This is a genomic window from Rhizobium sp. SL42 (genome assembly GCF_021729845.1).
Taxonomy (GTDB): Bacteria; Pseudomonadota; Alphaproteobacteria; order Rhizobiales; family Rhizobiaceae; genus Allorhizobium.
Genome location: NZ_CP063398.1, coordinates 413,341 through 430,091, shown reverse-complemented (window position 1 = coordinate 430,091; position 16,751 = coordinate 413,341). Strand labels below are relative to the sequence as shown.

Sequence of the window (16,751 nt, the reverse complement as noted above, 5' to 3'; positions counted from 1 at the left end):
TCTTGTCGTGAAGGGCAGATATCAGGCAGCCTTTTCGTGATCCCAGAAATAGACGGTGGCGGGCTCCGGCTCCCAGACGCGGGCAGTCTCGATACCCGGCAGATTGACCAGCGCGCGGTATTCCGAGCCGAAAGCCACATATTGGTCGGTCTCGGCCATGACGGCAGGCTTGCAGGCGATCGGATCGCGCACCACGCCGAAACCTGACTTCGTGCCGACGACGAAGGTGAAGAAGCCGTCGAGATCGTCGAGGGCGCTGGTCAGTGCCTGCCCCAGATCCTTGCCCTTGGCCATTTCGGCTGTCAGGTAGGCAGCGGCCACTTCGGAATCGTTTTGCGTTTCGAACGTCATGCCGTCGCGGATCAGTTCGCGGCGCAGATTGTTGTGGTTCGACAGCGAGCCATTGTGCACCAGGCACTGATCGGCGCCGGTCGAGAACGGATGGGCGCCAAGCGTGGTCACCGCACTTTCTGTCGCCATGCGCGTATGGCCGATGCCATGCGAGCCAGTCATCGAACGCAGGGCGAAACGCGCGACGACATCTTTCGGGAGGCCGGTTTCCTTGTAGATTTCGACACTTTCGCCAGAGCCCATGAGGCGGACATTGGGACGGATGTCGGCGAGGGCAGCGCGTATGTCGGCAAGGCTCGAAGCGTCGATCTCGACCACGGCGTGGGTGCTCTTGACGGTGACTGAAGCTGCGATGCCAGCCTTATCGAGATCCTCTTCAAGTCCTGCAAAATCGGCTTCCGGCTCTGCCGACTGGATCGTGACCTTGGCTTTGCCCGCAGATGCGCTGCCATAAATGGCGATGCCTGCTGAATCCGGCCCCCTGTCGGTCATGACAATCAGCATGTCGGACAGCAGCGTCCCGAGCTGCGGTTCGAGCGCCTTGTCTTTGAGGAACAAACCAACGATTCCGCACATGGCTGTCTTCTCCAGTTTCCATTGAAGACAGACCTAGCAGCGGTCACTCTCGATATCAATCCGTGGGAATAATATCTTCCTGTTAGGCAAGTATCATTGGTGTGGATAGGCGATGATCGACAGGTACCGTGCGGGCAGCTTTACCAGTTCCTCTGGTCCGTGTGGCGCATCCGCGTCGAAGAACAGGCTGTCGCCGGGCTCCATGCGGTAGAGACTGTCGCCATGGCGATAGATCACCTCGCCCTCGAGCATGTAGAGGAATTCCATGCCCGTGTGCTGGAAGGTCGGAAAGACGTCGGATTCGGCGTTAAGGGTGATCAGATAGGGTTCGACCGTCACACCGGAACTGTTGTTTTCTATATGCCCAAGCAGGCTGTAGTGGTGCCCGGCGCGTGTGCCGCGCCGTTCCAGGTTCACGCCTTCGCCAGCTTTGACGAAGCTTGCGCTTCTGGGCTCCTCGAAGCCGCGAAAGAAGGCGGTGATCGGCACGCCCAGAGCCTTGGAAAGCGCCTGTAGCGTGGTAAGTGACGGCGAGATATTGCCATTCTCGATCTTCGACAGCATGCCGACAGACATGCCGGTGGCGACCGCCATATCGGCCACTGTGATGCCGAGCTTCTTGCGATAGGTGCGAACCTCGTGGCCGATCGCCATTTCCAGATTATTGGCGCGTGGCTCGCGGACGGCGTGCGGGTCTTGAGCGAGGAGGGGCTTGCGGGGACTTTTCGTCCCGGGTTCTTTCTTGGCCATCGGCTTCTTTCCTGTCCCGCGGGCTGTGACTGTGAGCCTGCGCGTCTGGTTGATTTAGCCGATTTTGACGTTATGCCAAAATATTCTCCTGAAGGCGGGTGAAACGCCCGCTTGACTGGCGAAACAGGTGGCGACTGCCGGAGTGTAGTGTGGTTCGGTGCCAGCTGTCCCGTTTTTACTCCACGCGCCGAGGGCGGCGCGTGGAGACGGCCCAGGGAGGCCGTTTGTGAGAAGATCCCGTTCGGGACGGCGCAATCGGTCGCCTATAGATTGGCCAGCAGGTCGTTGATCCTGCTTTCTGCACCAGACAGTGCTTCTTCAACCGATTTGTCGCCGTTGACCGCAGCGCCAACTTCCTCGCCGATGATATCCTGGATGGGGAACTGCCTCTGTACCGCTGAGGGCAACGAGTGGCCGGTTTCGGCGATCCGTGCAATATTGGCACGATGCGGCAGCGACTTGAACTCCGCCATGTCGAAAACGGCTTTTACGGCTGGCAGATGGCCGGTGCGGGCCCATTGGAAGTCATTGTCGGCCAGGAACTTGAACAGCTTGCCGATTGCCTCCACCTGCTCCGGGGAGCGATCTTTTTTCGGCATGACCCAGCTATGGCCATCGGCATAGGTGCTGTCTTGCGCGGCAAAGAGCTGCGGGATCGGATAGACCGTGTAGCCGTTGGCAAGTGCGGTGCCGGCTTTTTCGGATTGGGCAACATAGTCGCCGATCAGCCAGGTGCCATTTATCGCGATGCCGCCGTCGCCATTGGCGAAGGAGGATACTGCAGCCGCATAATCGAGCCCCAGAGTGCTGATACCTTCGTCCTTGATGCGCTTCATAAGCTCGACCACCGCCTTAGCCTCCGGCGTGTTCAGCTTGATCGATGTCGGATCGGCAAAGAAATCCGATTTTTGCTGCTGCAGCATCGTGTACAGCACACGGGCATAGGAGGCGGTTTCATTGGCGAGGATCTGCACCAGATAAGGCTTGCCGGTCTTTTCCTTGAACTGTTTGCCCTGGGCGATCAATTCGTCGGCGGATTTCGGCAGGATCGGCGTGCCGTCGGCATTCACAAGCCCGGCTTCCTTCATCAGATTAAGATTGACGTGGAAGAGCATCGTCCAGTTGTCAAACGGCAGACCAAACATCTGGCCTTCCTTGGTGACGCCATCGCGGCCGGCATCCGTAAAGCTCTCGGGCGTGATGCCCTGTGTCGCCAGAACCGGATCGATTGGCTCGATCAGTCCACGGGACTGATAGTCGGAAATCGCGGAATAGTGCATGGAGACGACGTCGGGGGCAGCGCCTGATGCGAGTTGGGCATTCAATTGGTCATAGCCCGGCCATTCCACCGTCGTGATATTGACGTCGATATCCGGATTGTCCGCCTCGAACTTGTTGACCAGCGCCGTGATGATGCCGCATTCGCCAACGGCGGACGATACATCGGTCACCGAGCCATAGTCGGCTTCGCAGGCGCCAAAGAAACGCTGCAGTTCAATCTTTGTTTGAGCCTGGGCCTGCGTGCCGCAGCTCAATGCAATCAGGGCAGCCGTGCTTAAAAGAATGCGTCTCATGACAGTTTCTCTCCCTTGTATCGGGGCGCGCGGCCCCTTTGGTTGATACTGATCCGATCGACTCCTCTCGATCGGATCAGGCATTATTTCACCGCACCGCCGGAGACGGCGGTGACGATGTGACGCTGGAAAACCAGATAGACGATCAGCACCGGAAGGCTGGCAAACACGGCCTGTGCGGCGAGAAATCCAAGTCCTTCGCTTTGGGCGAAATTGGTTTGCGATGACGCGATTCCGACGGTCAGCGTGAACATTTCCTTTTTGGTCGCGGAAATCAGCGGCCACCAGTAATCGTTCCAACCGTGCAGAAAGGTGAAGATGCCGAGGGTCGCCTGGGCCGGCAGCGTCAGGGGCAGCATGATTTTCCAGAAGATCCGGAATTGCGATGCATTATCCAGAAGGGCCGCCTCGTCGATCTCCTTGGGAATGGCGCGGAAAAACTGCGTCATCAAGAAGACGCCGAAGGCTGACGACATTCCGGGCAGCATAAGTCCCAGATAGGAATTATGCAGGCCGAACCAGTTGAACATCTGGTGACGCGCGATGATCACCGCCTGTTCAGGCACCGCAAGCCCGAAGAGGACGATGATGAACAGAGTGCGGCGAAATGGAAAGTGCAGTCGCGCAAATGCGTAGCCGGCGAGCGATGACAGAACGAGCACGCCGAACGTCTGCCCGCATGCGACGATGAAGCTGTTCACCAGCCAGCCAAACACCTGGGATGAATGCAGTATGTTGAGATAGTTGGCGATGGTGTAGGGCATCCTGAAGACGGATTCGGTGCCCAGCATCAGTTCCTGGTTGTTCTTGATCGAGAGGCCCACAAGCCAGGCCACCGGCGCCATCATCACCGCCGACAGCATTCCCGCAAGCCAGAGCATGGTACGGTTGGCCGTCAATGCGGAGGGACGGTAAGTTCTGTTGTCCAGGGTCATTCGCCAGCCTCCGTCTTGCGGGTCGAGACCAGATATTGGGCCATGGCGGCGATCAGGATGATCAGGAACAGGACCTGTGAGGCCGCGGCGCCTTTTCCAAGATCCCATCTGACGAAGCCCACTTCGTAGATATACATGACCAAAGGACGCGAAGACCCGTTCGGGCCGCCATTGGTCATCAATTGCGCCTGGCCGAACAACTGGAACTGCATGACGATCTGAATGATCGTCACCAGCATGATGGTGCGTGCGATGGAGGGCAGGGTGATACGGGTGAGCACGCGCCACGGACCGGCGTTGTCGAGCGCTGCCGCCTCGTAGAGATCGACTGAAATCTGTTGAAGTGCTGCCAGAAACAGCATCATCGGCAAGCCGAGGCACCACCACACAGTTGCAACGCCGACCGCAAAGAGTGACCAGCCGCTGGTCGAAAGGAAATTGAGCGGCTCCATTCCCAGCTGTTCGAAGATCACCGGCAAAAGTCCGTCGCCGGGAATGAAGACGAAGCGCCAGATCAGGGTCACGATCGTGACCGATAGCACCGAAGACGAGAAGAACAGGCCGCGCAGAAATGAGGTGGAGCGAGTTGTCCGGTTGAGCGCCAGTGCCAGGAACAAGCCAAGTGCAACCAGCGCCGGCACGCTGAACGCAACGAAGACAAGCGTGTTGCGCAAGGCCTGCAGGAAGACGGAGTCGCCAAATACGCGGACATAGTTGGCCAGGCCGACAAAGCGTCCAGGCCCGAACAGGTCGACCTTGTGCAGACTGAGCCACATGCCCCAGATCAGGGGGAATACCAGAAGCACGATGAAGAATGACAGATAGGGCAGGATGAACAGCCCGTGGCTCCATTGGCTGCGGCGATAGCTTTGGGCCATGTCAGACCCCCTCCATGCGATGGGCGATGCCCTTGGCGTCGAAGAGATGGAGGGCGGAAAGATCCAGCCGGATCTGCAGCCTGTCGCCAATGCGCGCGGTGCTGCGTCCGTCTGCCTCGGCGGTCAGCTTGGTTCCGTCATCGAGTGCACCGTAAACCAGCGTCCGATCGCCAAGTCGTTCGACAACTTCCACGGTGAGCCCGATGCCGGTTTCGGCATCTGAAAGAACCGTGACATCTTCGGCACGAATGCCGAGCGTGCTGTCAGCGACCGAAAAGCCCGTCTGTGGCCGTATACCGGTCTTCAGCGTTCCCAGGCCTGCGGCGGTGATCGAAAGACCGGAGCCTTCGTGTCCAACACTCGTTACCGGAATGAAATTCATTGCGGGGGATCCAATGAAGCCGGCAACGAAACGCGTCGCGGGCTTCTGATAGACCTCCATCGGTGTGCCGATCTGCTCGATCTTGCGGTCATGCATGATGACGATACGATCAGCGAGCGTCATCGCTTCAATCTGGTCATGGGTGACGAAAACCATCGTCGAACCCAGTCGAGCATGCAACTGGGCGAGTTCCAGCCGGGTGCGGCCGCGCAAGGCGGCATCGAGGTTGGACAGCGGTTCGTCAAACAGGAAGGCTTTGGGTTCCTTGACGATCGCCCGGCCGATGGCAACGCGCTGTCTCTGCCCGCCGGACAGCTTTTCCGGCTTGCGATCGAGCAGATGGCCTATCTCCAGGGTTTCCGCAGCGAGCGCGACCCGACGGTTGATCTCATCTCGTGGCAGTTTGATGTTCTCAAGGCCGAAGGCCATGTTCTGCGCAACGGTCATATGCGGATAAAGCGCATAGGACTGGAACACCATGGCGACGCCGCGTTGGCCGGGCGGCAGCGTATCCACTCTTGTGCCACCGGCGGAAATTGTGCCTTCCGTAACGTCCTCAAGCCCCGCGATCATGCGCAGCAGCGTCGATTTTCCGCAACCCGATGGCCCGAGGAATACGACGAATTCGCCGGGTCTGATGGTGAGCGATATGTTGTCCAATACGGTCAGGGCGCCGTAACGCTTGGTGACATTGCTGATCTCGATTGATGCCGACATGGTTTCTCCTCCCCGTCGCATGCCGTCTAGCGGCCGAGCCGGATCATCCGATAGCTGAGCGGTGCTATTGCGGCCCTGATCCGGTCGTCCTTTACCTCAGCGCCGGTGCCGTCCTTGGGCGCGACCGGTTCTTGGTTCGGTCCGTTGGTGTCACGCAGGCCGTGGCCTTCGATGACCTTGTCCATGACGACATTGCGGCTGCCAAAGCCTTCGAGTGCCAAGTCGAGATCGATCGTCTCGGTTTGGTTGCGGTTGACGATGAAGAGGGTTAGTGCGCCGTCGGCCTCTGTCTCGACTGCGGAAACATCCAGATAAGCGATATTGTCGGCGAAGTCGGTTGCGTAACCAGGGCAGTCCAGCGCCAGCTGCAACGCCTTTCCGCGTCCATAGTGTGAGGCGAAAAGATAGGGGTAGTAAGTGGTCTGGCGCCATGCCGGGCCACCTGGAACGGTCATGATCGGCGCGATGACATTGACGAGCTGGGCAAGGCAGCCAACCTTCACCACATCGGCGCGGCGAATGAAGGTGTTCAGGATGCAGCCGACCTGCAGAACATCCTCGAAATTGTAGATGTCCTCCAGCAGCGCCGGTGCATGCGGCCAGCCGTCATTGCCTTCGAGAACCTGGCGATCGGCGTCGCGTGAGTGATACCAGACATTCCACTCGTCGAAGCTGATATAGACATCTTTCTTCGAGCGCTTTTTGGCTTTGGTGAATGTGATCACGCCGGCGATGGTTGCGATGTAGTCGTCAAGCCTGGCATTCTGGGCCAGATAGCTCGCCGTATCGCCCTGATGATTGTCGAAGTACATATGCAGACTGATGAAATCGACGCTGTCGTAGGTGTAGTCGAGTACGGTCGCCTCCCAAGCCGGGTAGGTCGGCATTTTCGGTGAGGAAGAACCACACACGACGAGCTCGATCGATTTGTCGAGGGCTCGCATTGCTTTTGCGGTCTCGAATGCAAGTCGGCCGTATTCGTCGGCTGTCTTCTGGCCGATCTGCCAGGGGCCGTCCATCTCGTTGCCAAGGCACCACATCTTGACGCCCCAAGGCTCTTCGCGCCCATTTTTCCGGCGCAGGTCAGACCAGTAACTTCCGCCGGGATGATTGACGTATTCGAGGAAGGCACGGGCCTGGTCGAGGCCACGTGAACCCAGATTGACCGCCAGCATCATGTCAGTTCCGACCGCTTCGGCCCAATCGGCAAATTCATGGATGCCGACATGGTTGGATTCGGAGCTGTGCCACGCGAGGTCAAGACGAACCGGGCGTTGTTCACGCGGTCCAATTCCGTCTTCCCAGTTATAGGCCGAGACAAAGTTGCCGCCGGGATAGCGGACGACCGGGACATCAAGTTCCCGGACCAGATCAATGACGTCCTGGCGCATGCCGTTGGCATCGGCAGTCGGATGATCGGGTTCATAGATGCCGCTATAGACGGCGCGCCCCAGATGCTCGACGAATGAGCCATAAAGACGTGCGTCGATCGCACCAATGACGTAGCCGCTATGAACGGTTCCAACTGCTCGCATGCATTCCTCCCATTTGTATCCAATATCTAGATACATATCATTATGCTTGATAAGATACACGGGATCACCCGAGCGTCAACCCGGGGATGGAGCATTCCTCATGTCAATGCTGTCAGATCTTCAGGCGCAGGATGATGTCCTGGTCGTAATTGCCGAAGCCGCGGCCGAAAATGTTGATTCCACCCGGATGTTCGGCCTTCTCCGGAACCTCGATGCGCAGTCGGATTGAGCGATGTTCCAGCAGGTCCAGGTCGTCAAGACAGGTATCGGACACGCGAACGCCATCGATGAATGTGCCGCCGGGTGTTACGCGAAAGCTCTTCAGGACCCCGTATTGGCTGCCGCGCAGTTTCCACCAGTCCGGCGTGTACTTGCCACGGTGGTCGCCGAAGTCACCCGGCGATGTCCAGATGGCAATGGACTTGCCATTGATCGACAGCGTTATGTCGGAAGGCCAGTTGTCGGAGGTGCCTGGGACTTCGGACGAAAGCTCCAGCAGCAGCTCCAGTTCCTTGATGTCTGCGCCCTTGATCCGCGCGTTGTTCGGGAACTGGTAGTCGACATAGCCGCGCGTGAACCACAGAAGTCCGGCTTTCATGCGTTCCGGCGCAAGGAAGGTGTCCGGACTGTCAAGGTAGCCGATAATACCGTCATGCGAGCACATGCCGCAGGGGGCCGCCACGTCGTAGCCGCTATAGAGGCCGACAGGCATGGCGACCTCGATCGCCTCGTCGGCAGTCTTTGCGGGGCCAGCAAACGTCAGGACAATCTCGTCATGGACGGCGTGACAGATCTTCTGGCTACCCTTGCGCGCTTTCAGAACCTCCGTACGGACAAGGCCAGCCTCTTCCATCTGGTTGAGATGGGTCGACGTCGTCGACTGGGGTAGGCCAAGCACATCGGCGATGTCGTTGACGTTCAACGGCCCACGGGCATGCAGCAGTTCGAGGATCGCGAGCCTTGCGGGTGCGGCAAGGCATTTCAGGACATCCTTGCCGTCTTCCGGCGTAATCATCAGAAACCGGCTGCTCATCATCTCTCCTGCGCGAGTTTCTGGATTTGTATCAAGATATATGATTTAATCAAGCGCGGCGTGCGCATAAGTCGTCACGCAAATCGAGCGTGGTTTCGCGACAGGCAAGAGTGAACCCGGTGCCGTGGTGCCATAATGCGCCACGACAGGTTTATCGTGGCGCTCTGGTCGCGGCGATAGTGGGCGCAGGATACCGGATGCCCGGTTTCCGGCATTCGCAAGCTGTCGCTGCCGAAGGACATCGCACATGCCGGAGATCGCGTGACGCGCGTGCTTAAACTGGGGCTTCGCTCTCGGTTTTGTCGTCCTCCTTGATCCAGTAGGCACTGACCGACATCAGGTGCCGATTGTGTCCACGGGCCTTGAGCATGTCGCGGATCTGCTGCGCCTCAAGGCGTTCGCACCCGGCCCAGACATAGGTGTCCTCCGCAAGATCGTCTGCGATGTTTCGCATGGCCTGGACAAGAAGGCCGTTAGTGCCGGTCTGGCGCCCTTTCCGGTGCAGCCAGTGAAGTTCAAACGATGCGCCGGATACAAGCGCCTGTTCCTCGCGCTCGTCTTCAACTTCGATAAAGGCGCGCAGCCGCGTCTGTGCCGGCACCTCTGCTGCAATGCGGGCAATGGCTGGAAGTGCGGTCTCATCGCCGACAAGCACGATATCCGAAGCTTTCGGGACGCTGCTGCCGCCCGGGCCCATCAGGGCGGCAATATCGCCGGGCTTTGCATCGCGGGCAAAATCGGCGCCCGGCATGGCGACCCCGTTGCCCTGGTGCTGGACGAAGTCAATCAGTAATTCCTTGCGCAGGACATCGACCGCACGGATTGTGTAGATGCGCACGCCGAGTTCATTCTCGCCCTTCGGCCAGCAAAGCCTGCCATCTGCGCCAATCGACGGCCAGACGGGCGTTCTGTTCTTCGGCGGCATCAACAGGCGCACATGCAGGCCGCCTTCGAGATAGGAGGTAACATCGTCACAGGTGACGGTCAGCCGGCGCATATGCGGCGTGATGGTCTCGGCGCGGACAACGGTGATCTCGCGAAGTGTGGGCGGCACGGTCGTTGCGACAGCGTCCGACCAGCCAAGCTCGAATGGATCATCTCCGGCGAACATGAACAGATGCTCGGCGATGACGCCACGCGCGATCTGCAGGGCCTGCTGGCTCGGGCAGGAAAGCTCGATCGCCAGCTTGTTGTCAACGATCCGGATTTCCGCGATCCCGATTTCCGTGCTCAAGAAGACGGCAGTGCCCTCCCGCCGTACTTCGGCGTGTTCGTCGAAATGTTCAAAGACCTCGTCGAGCATATGCTGTGCATCGACCGGCACTGCGATGCCCGACAGGGTGAAGGCATTGATCATGATCTTGTTCTTTCCTTGCCATCGTGGGTGGCTGTTTGTGCCATGCGCCGCATCGGAACAATCAGCGGAGTGTGGGTGACGGGATCTGCGATGATCATCGAAGAGATGCCGAAGACGGATTCGACGAGGTGTTGCGTGACGATGTCGCCGGGGCTGCCTCTGGCAGCAATTGCGCCGTCCTTCATGGCAATCAGATGTGTTGCATAGCGGCAGGCCTGGTTGAGGTCATGCAGCACCGCGACGACAGTGCGCCCCTGGCTGTTGAGGTCGGCAAGCAGGTCAAGCAGTTCGATCTGATGGGCGATATCGAGAAAGGTAGTGGGCTCGTCGAGCAGGAGGATCGGTGTTTCCTGTGCCAAAACCATGGCGATCCACACGCGTTGCCGCTGGCCGCCGGAGAGTTCGTCTATCTGCCGGTCGGCAAGATCGGCGACGCCTGTGGCGGCCATAGCGGCGGCAACGGCATCTTCGTCGCTCTTCGACCATTGGCGAAAGAGCGATTGATGCGGATAGCGGCCGCGGGCAACGAGATCGACGACTGCAATGTCATGCGGCGCGATCGAGCTTTGCGGCAAAACGCCGAGGCGACGGGCGACTTCCTTTGCAGGCAGGGCAGAGATGTTCTGGCCATCGAGGATAACCTGCCCGGCAGAAGGTACCAGCAGCCTGGATAGCGCCCTGAGCAAGGTGGATTTTCCGCAGGCGTTCGGGCCGACGATCACGGTGAACGAGCCGTGAGGAATGCTCACCGTCAGATCCGACGAGATCGTGCGATCACCGTAGCGCAGGTTCAACCTATCGGCATGAAGACGCCCCTTCATTTCCGTGCCTCCTTGATCAGCAGCCAAATGAAATAGAGCCCGCCGAGGCTGACCGTCATCACCCCGACCGGAAATTGAAAGCCAAAGGCATGTTGAGCGATGTAATCTGCACCGATCAGCAACAGCGCTCCGGTGAGCGCGGAAGAGACCAGGTCTACGCCGGCACTACGGGTCAGTCGCCGAGCGATTTGTGGTGCGCACAGTGCGACGAATGAAATCGGGCCGGCCGCAGCTGTGGCAAGGCCTGTCAATGCGACGCCCAGCACGATCAGAAAGACACGCGTCGCCCCGATTTGCACCCCCGAGGCTGCAGCCATATCGTCGCCCATTTCCAGTTGCCGCATCGGGCGTACAAGGAGAGCCAGCGGAGGGAGGAGCACGAGAAGAGTGATCAGGACCGGCCAGAGTTGCTCGAGGCCGAGGCCGTTCAACGAGCCGGCGCCCCAGAGTGCCGCAGACATGGCCACGTCCAGTTCGGCGCGGCGGATCATCCAGGCGTTCAGTGCCTGCAACATGGCCGCGACGCCGATACCGACAACAATGAGGCGAAATCCCTGAATGCCTTGGCGATAGGTGAGCAGATAGACCAAAAGTGCGGTGACGAGGCCGCCAGTCAGAGCGCCGGCTGCGGTGGCGTAATATCCGCCGGACAAAAACAGCATGACCACCAATCCGCCGGTATAGGAGCCAGTGGCGAAGCCGATGACATCGGGAGAGCCGAGCGGGTTGCGCGTCAATGACTGGAAGATTGCGCCGCTCATACCCAGGGCCATGCCAAGCAGGAAGGCAAGGAGCACGCGCGGCAGGCGCCATTCAAGGACAACCAGCCGCATCTGTTCGTCGCCGTTGCCGACCAGTGTGGCGAGAACATCGGTAAGCCGGATGTGATAGGCGCCAGTCGACAGGGAAAATGCGATGCCGGCGAGCGAAGCCAGGAACAGGATCGCACTGACGGTCAAAAGGCGTGTGTCGGAGCGCAGCGAAATCATGCCGCCGGCCATGCGGATGATCTTTAGCCGGCGTCTCGATTGCAGGGTGGTGTGTGAGCGGAACGACATCATGGGCCACCCGCATTGCGTCGGCGTGATAGCATGATCAAGACCGGAGCGCCGAGGAAGGATGTGACGATTCCGGCTTCCAACTCTCCCGGATGAAGCAGGATGCGTCCAATTATATCGGCTGTGAGAAGCAGCGACGGTGCAAGGACCAGCGTGGTCGCCACGATCCGGCGCTGGTCGGGTCCGACGATCCAGCGTGCCACATGCGGGATCATCAATCCGATGAAGCCGATGGGGCCTACAGCCGCGGTGCCGGCTCCCGCCAGCAAGGTGACGGCAATTGCCGCCATCACCCGGGTCCGCGTAACATTGGCGCCAACCGAACGGGCTAGGTCGTCGCCGAGGGCAATGGCATTGAGGGATCTGCCGATTGCCAGGGCGATTGCCAGTCCCACGAGGATGAAGGGTGCGACCGTTATTGCAACATCGATATCGCGACCGGCGAGCGAACCGATTGACCAGGAGCGCATTCCGTCGAATGCGCGCGGGTTGAACAAAGTGAGCGACGATCCGATCCCGCCGAGCACGGCCGATACAGCAACCCCGCCGAGGACCAGCCTGACCGGTGAACCACCACCCTGTCCAAAAACCCCCAGCGCATAGACGGCCAGCGTCGCAAGGATTGCGCCGAGGAATGAAAACCATAGATATATGTCGATCGACTGCAGACCGAAGACGCCCACGGCGATCGTCACGAAGAAGGCCGCGCCGGCATTGACGCCCAAGATGCCAGGGTCTGCCAGCGGATTGCGGGTTGTTGCCTGGATCAGCGCACCGGAGACGCCGAAGGCAGCACCCGCGAGGAGTGCAAGAAGCGTGCGCGGCAGCCGGTAGTCGTGAATAACAATGTGTTCCGCCAGGTTTGCGTCATAGGCAAGAAGTGCCTTTGCCACGGTTGATACCGGTACCGACCGCGCCCCGACCAGCAGGCTTGCGAGACACAGGGCCAGAAGCATGGCGACCACCAGGATCCATTGGGCCTGTCGATTGTTGCGAACGCGGCGCCACATCTCGATTCCATGCTCAACTATCAAGGTTATTGCCACCAATATGGAGGATGTCGATGGCAGGCTTCATCTGCTGGCTCATGGGGCAAGACCTGCTTTGACCGCCGAAGGCACGGGTGTCCGCGGATCTCCGTCCAGGGCTGCGGCAATCTCGACTTCGAGCGTGGACAGGACGAAGGGCAGCGACAATATGCTGCCGAAAGACAGGGCAGCGGCCAGCAATCCGCCGGCAAACACTTCGCGACCTTGGCTGTGGGCCGAAAGCAGACGGCGCATCGGCAGGTCTACGAGATCCGATGCTGTGTCGTCAGACGAGATCCAGACCAGCAGATCGGCATCGATGGCCGAGAGATCCTCTGGCGACAGGGCTTGGTAGAAACTGCCCGACTCGCCAAGCTTGGCGACTGGAGGCGTGGTGGTAAAACCCAGTTCAGTAAGGAAGCGGCCGCGGGTGTCTTCGGGTGCAAATACGCCGGTTTCACCGCCATAGTGGTATGCTGCCACGGCAGTGCGGCCATTCCAGTCGGGGTGACGCTGGCGTATGTCTGCGATTTGCTGGCGGGTCTCTGAGACAAGCTCACTGGCTCGCTCGCTCTTTCCGACCGCCCGACCGACCGTTTGCACAAGATCATCCCAGGGCATGCCGTAGGCGGGATATTCTGGCCCTTGCATCAGCACAGGCGCAACGCGCGACAGTGCTGCATATTCCGTCTCCGATATGCCGGAGCCGATGCCGATGATCAGGTCTGGTTTCAGCGCGGCAACGGCTTCGATGGAGACGTTGCCTTTGATCAGGATCGGTTCGGCGCCGTTGAGATGGGCTTGCGCCCATGGCCAGACGCCGGATGGCTGATCCCCGAACCAGTCTCGAATTCCGACCGGTATGACGCCCAGAGCAAGCAGGCTGTCCTGGGTCGTATAGCCCAGTGACACCACGCGCTCTGCCGGACGCGGCAATACGATCTCCCCGAAAACATGGCTGAAGCGCTGTTCGCCTTCGGCAGCAATTGCGCTCGACGGCGTCAGTGCGGGCATGAACAGACTTGCAGCCAGCCCGCCGAGCACCTGTCTGCGGCCGATGACGGATTGGTGCATCGTCGTGACGTTACGTTCGGATCTGCGATTGTTCACGTCATTCCTCTATTGGGTGCAGCCCTGCCATCGCGCGCAGGCTTGACAGGGGTTCAAAACGGAAAAACGCCCCCCGTTTGCACGGGAGGCGGTAGAGGCAGAAGCTGGAACTACCAGGTATATTTCAGCGTGGCTTTGACAGTGCGCCGATCGCCGTAGAATTCCAGGTTTGCGTAGCTGTCGTAGTGGGTGATGTATTTCTTGTCGAAGATGTTGGTGGCGTTGATCGAAAGCGTTGTGCTGTCGGTCACCTTGTAGCTCAGCGCAGCATCGACCAGGGTGCGCGATGCAATGTCGATGGTATTGGCATTGTCATCGTAATTGCTGCCGACGTAACGAGCGCCGACGCCGAAGGTGAAGTCGCCGAAGGTGCCGTTACCCGGAATGGTGTAGTCGACCCACGCCGATGCCATGTGTTCGGGGACGAGTTCCGGCCGGTTGCCTTCATTGGTGCCGTTGCCGTCCTCGATGATCTCGGCGTCGAGATAGGTATAGGCGAGGGTCACGTTGGCGCGATCGGTGACGGCAAACTTGCCTTCGAGTTCCACGCCCTTGACGTTGATCTCGCCGATCTGTTCGGTCAAAAGCGCGGTAGTGGTCTGCGGCGTGTTTTTCTGGGTCAGGTCGAAGAGCGCAACGCTGAACAGCGCATCCATGCCTTCCGGCTGGTACTTGGCGCCGATTTCGTATTGCTGACCTTCGACCGGCTTCGGATCGGCAAGGCTGGTCGTATAATAGAGCGCCACCGGTTCGAAGGATTCGGCGTAGTTGGCGTAAAGCGAAACCTCGCTCGTGGCCTTGTAAGTCAGGCCGATGCGCTTGGTGAAGGCTTCGGTGGTGAAGTCATAATCCGATGCCCAGGGGCCGACCGTGACCGACTGCTGCGAGACATTGTCATAACGGCCGCCGAGTGTCAGGATCCACCGATCGTCGAAAGTCAGTTCTTCCTGAAGATAGACGCCCTTGCGCAGCATGCTGTTATCGGTCGTGTTGACCGTATTCCATGTGATGCAGGCCGTGCCGCAGAAAGCAGGATTGTAGATGTCGATCCCGTCTGCGCTGCCATCATAGCGGACTTCACTGGCATCGGTATGGGTCACGTCGAAACCGAGCAGCGTGCGGCTGTCGAAGAGTCCGAAGCTCGCGTCATACTGCAACTGGTTGTCGAGCGCGATTTGCTGCGACTGGCCATAGACCGCAAAGGCCAGACGGTCGTCTGCCGGATCGGTGCTGCCGCCATAGACGGTCTCGTAGGTCAGGTCGAGATCGGTGTAGCGCAGGTTCTGGCGGAACTGGAGGCCGTTGCCGAAATCGTGCTCGAAGGCATAGCCGATGTTCTTTTCCAGCGTGTCCATGTTCTCGAAATCCGGCTCGCCGACAAAGGCGGTCGTATCGAGGCCCGAGCCGATCGGAATGCCGTGCCCGGTATTTCCGTCACGCTTGTTGTAGTCGGCCATGAAGGTGAGCGAGGTTGCGTCATCGGGGCTCCAGGTCAGTGCGGGAGCAACATAGATGCGGTCGTCTTCGCTATAGTCGAAGCCATTGCCGCCGTCCTGCCACTTGCCGGTCAGGCGATAGGTCCAAACGCCGTCCTCATCGATTGGGCCGCCGAAATCCGTCCCGGTTTCAATATGGTCCTCGCCGAAGGTGGTGTAGACCTCGCCGAATTTCTCGTCCTGAGGGCGCTTGGTGATCGAGTTGACCAGGCCGCCGGGGCCGTTGAGCCCGAACAGTGTCGAGGTCGAGCCCTTCAGAGCTTCGATCCGCTGCATGCCATAAGGCTCTACGCGGCTGCCGGTGAAGTTGGAAATCTGCATGGGCAGGCCGTCGCGATATTTGCCGGTGCCGGTCTGGGCAAAGCCGCGCATCAGGTAGAAATCGTAGCGGTCGTCGGAGCCATACATGTCGGTGGTGACGCCGGACGTGTACGCAAGCGCCTGTTCGAGGTTCTTGACCCCACGCTGTTCCATTTCCTTCTGGGTTACCACGGAGACGGCGGCAGCGGTATCGAGGATCGCCGTGCCGGTCTTGCTGCCGGTCGAGGAATTTTGAGCGACGATGCTCGTGTCCGGGCCGATCACGCCACCGCCATTGCCGGCAACGACGATGGTTTCAAGCACGGTGCCGCCGGCTGCGCCCGCATCGACGCCGGCAACCGTCGGATCGATCAGTGCCGCCTTTGTCGCACCGGTCAGGCGAACGTTAAGGCTGGTGCCGGCAAGCAGGGTCTGAAGCGCCTGAGCGGGGGCCATTGTGCCAGATACGGCTTGCGAGGTCTTGCCGTTGACGATCTGCGACGAGTAACCGACTTCCCATCCGGTGGCACGGATGAATGCGGCGATGGCCGAGGCAAGCGGCTGAGCCGGGATCGAGAAGCTCACCGTCTGCGCTGCTGCCTGCACGGCCTGCTGGGCGACCACGGGGGTCGTGATCAGCAGACTTGAGCCGCCAAGGATAGTGCCGACGACGACATGGCGCAGAATGCGGCGATTGCCGATCGACACCTTGTTTCGCTTGATCTTGCCCGTGTCTCGAGCACCCGTATTACGCCCCATAGGAAATCCCTCAAACCATCATCGTAAGGGGCCGGTCTGCGTTTGCAGACAGCGGCCATGAACATGGGACGAACGGGCGCCGCATATCTCA

At 59.6% G+C, this 16,751-nt stretch carries 14 protein-coding genes; all 14 read right to left on the bottom strand.

Features of this window, described 5'->3' with window-relative positions; all coding sequences use genetic code 11:
- Positions 1-21: 21 nt before the first annotated feature.
- Positions 22-927 (bottom strand): class II glutamine amidotransferase, encoded by a 906-nt coding sequence (locus IM739_RS20895; protein WP_237371163.1) that lies wholly within the window; start codon positions 925-927, stop codon positions 22-24.
- Between the two features lie 93 nt (positions 928-1,020).
- Positions 1,021-1,677 carry a helix-turn-helix domain-containing protein gene (locus IM739_RS20890; RefSeq protein WP_237371162.1) on the bottom strand — a complete coding sequence of 219 codons (657 nt, stop codon included), beginning with the start codon at positions 1,675-1,677 and terminating at the stop codon, positions 1,021-1,023.
- Positions 1,678-1,940: 263 nt separating this feature from the next.
- A complete protein-coding gene (locus IM739_RS20885) occupies positions 1,941-3,251 on the bottom strand; it encodes an extracellular solute-binding protein (protein ID WP_237371161.1) in 1,311 nt (436 codons plus the stop codon).
- Positions 3,252-3,334: 83 nt separating this feature from the next.
- Positions 3,335-4,186, bottom strand: coding sequence for a carbohydrate ABC transporter permease (locus tag IM739_RS20880; protein WP_237371160.1), 852 nt, complete (start codon positions 4,184-4,186; stop codon positions 3,335-3,337).
- Entirely contained in the window at positions 4,183-5,064 is an 882-nt protein-coding gene (locus IM739_RS20875) for a carbohydrate ABC transporter permease (RefSeq protein WP_237371159.1), read from the bottom strand. The genes IM739_RS20880 and IM739_RS20875 overlap by 4 nt, the downstream gene beginning before the upstream one ends.
- A 1-nt stretch (position 5,065) precedes the next feature.
- Positions 5,066-6,163 carry an ABC transporter ATP-binding protein gene (locus IM739_RS20870; RefSeq protein WP_237371158.1) on the bottom strand — a complete coding sequence of 366 codons (1,098 nt, stop codon included), beginning with the start codon at positions 6,161-6,163 and terminating at the stop codon, positions 5,066-5,068.
- Positions 6,164-6,189: 26 nt separating this feature from the next.
- Positions 6,190-7,698 carry an arabinosylfuranosidase ArfA gene (arfA, locus tag IM739_RS20865; protein WP_237371157.1) on the bottom strand — a complete coding sequence of 503 codons (1,509 nt, stop codon included), beginning with the start codon at positions 7,696-7,698 and terminating at the stop codon, positions 6,190-6,192.
- A gap of 112 nt (positions 7,699-7,810) precedes the next feature.
- Entirely contained in the window at positions 7,811-8,731 is a 921-nt protein-coding gene (locus IM739_RS20860) for an ArsR/SmtB family transcription factor (protein WP_237371156.1), read from the bottom strand.
- A 274-nt stretch (positions 8,732-9,005) separates the two neighbouring features.
- Positions 9,006-10,088, bottom strand: a complete 1,083-nt coding sequence (locus IM739_RS20855; RefSeq protein WP_237371155.1) for a DUF2218 domain-containing protein — start codon at positions 10,086-10,088, stop codon at positions 9,006-9,008.
- A complete protein-coding gene (locus IM739_RS20850; RefSeq protein ID WP_237371154.1) occupies positions 10,085-10,909 on the bottom strand; it encodes an ABC transporter ATP-binding protein in 825 nt (274 codons plus the stop codon). Before IM739_RS20850 ends, IM739_RS20855 begins: the two co-directional genes overlap by 4 nt.
- Complete coding sequence (locus IM739_RS20845) at positions 10,906-11,967, bottom strand: FecCD family ABC transporter permease (protein ID WP_237371703.1); 1,062 nt, start codon at positions 11,965-11,967, stop codon at positions 10,906-10,908. The genes IM739_RS20850 and IM739_RS20845 overlap by 4 nt, the downstream gene beginning before the upstream one ends.
- Complete coding sequence (locus IM739_RS20840) at positions 11,967-12,977, bottom strand: FecCD family ABC transporter permease (RefSeq protein WP_237371153.1); 1,011 nt, start codon at positions 12,975-12,977, stop codon at positions 11,967-11,969. The genes IM739_RS20845 and IM739_RS20840 overlap by 1 nt, the downstream gene beginning before the upstream one ends.
- Before the next feature lie 75 nt (positions 12,978-13,052).
- On the bottom strand, positions 13,053-14,105 hold the full coding sequence (locus tag IM739_RS20835; RefSeq protein ID WP_237371152.1) for an iron-siderophore ABC transporter substrate-binding protein: 1,053 nt from the start codon (positions 14,103-14,105) through the stop codon (positions 13,053-13,055).
- A 110-nt stretch (positions 14,106-14,215) separates the two neighbouring features.
- Positions 14,216-16,660 carry a TonB-dependent siderophore receptor gene (locus IM739_RS20830; protein WP_237371151.1) on the bottom strand — a complete coding sequence of 815 codons (2,445 nt, stop codon included), beginning with the start codon at positions 16,658-16,660 and terminating at the stop codon, positions 14,216-14,218.
- Between the last annotated feature and the right edge of the window lie 91 nt (positions 16,661-16,751).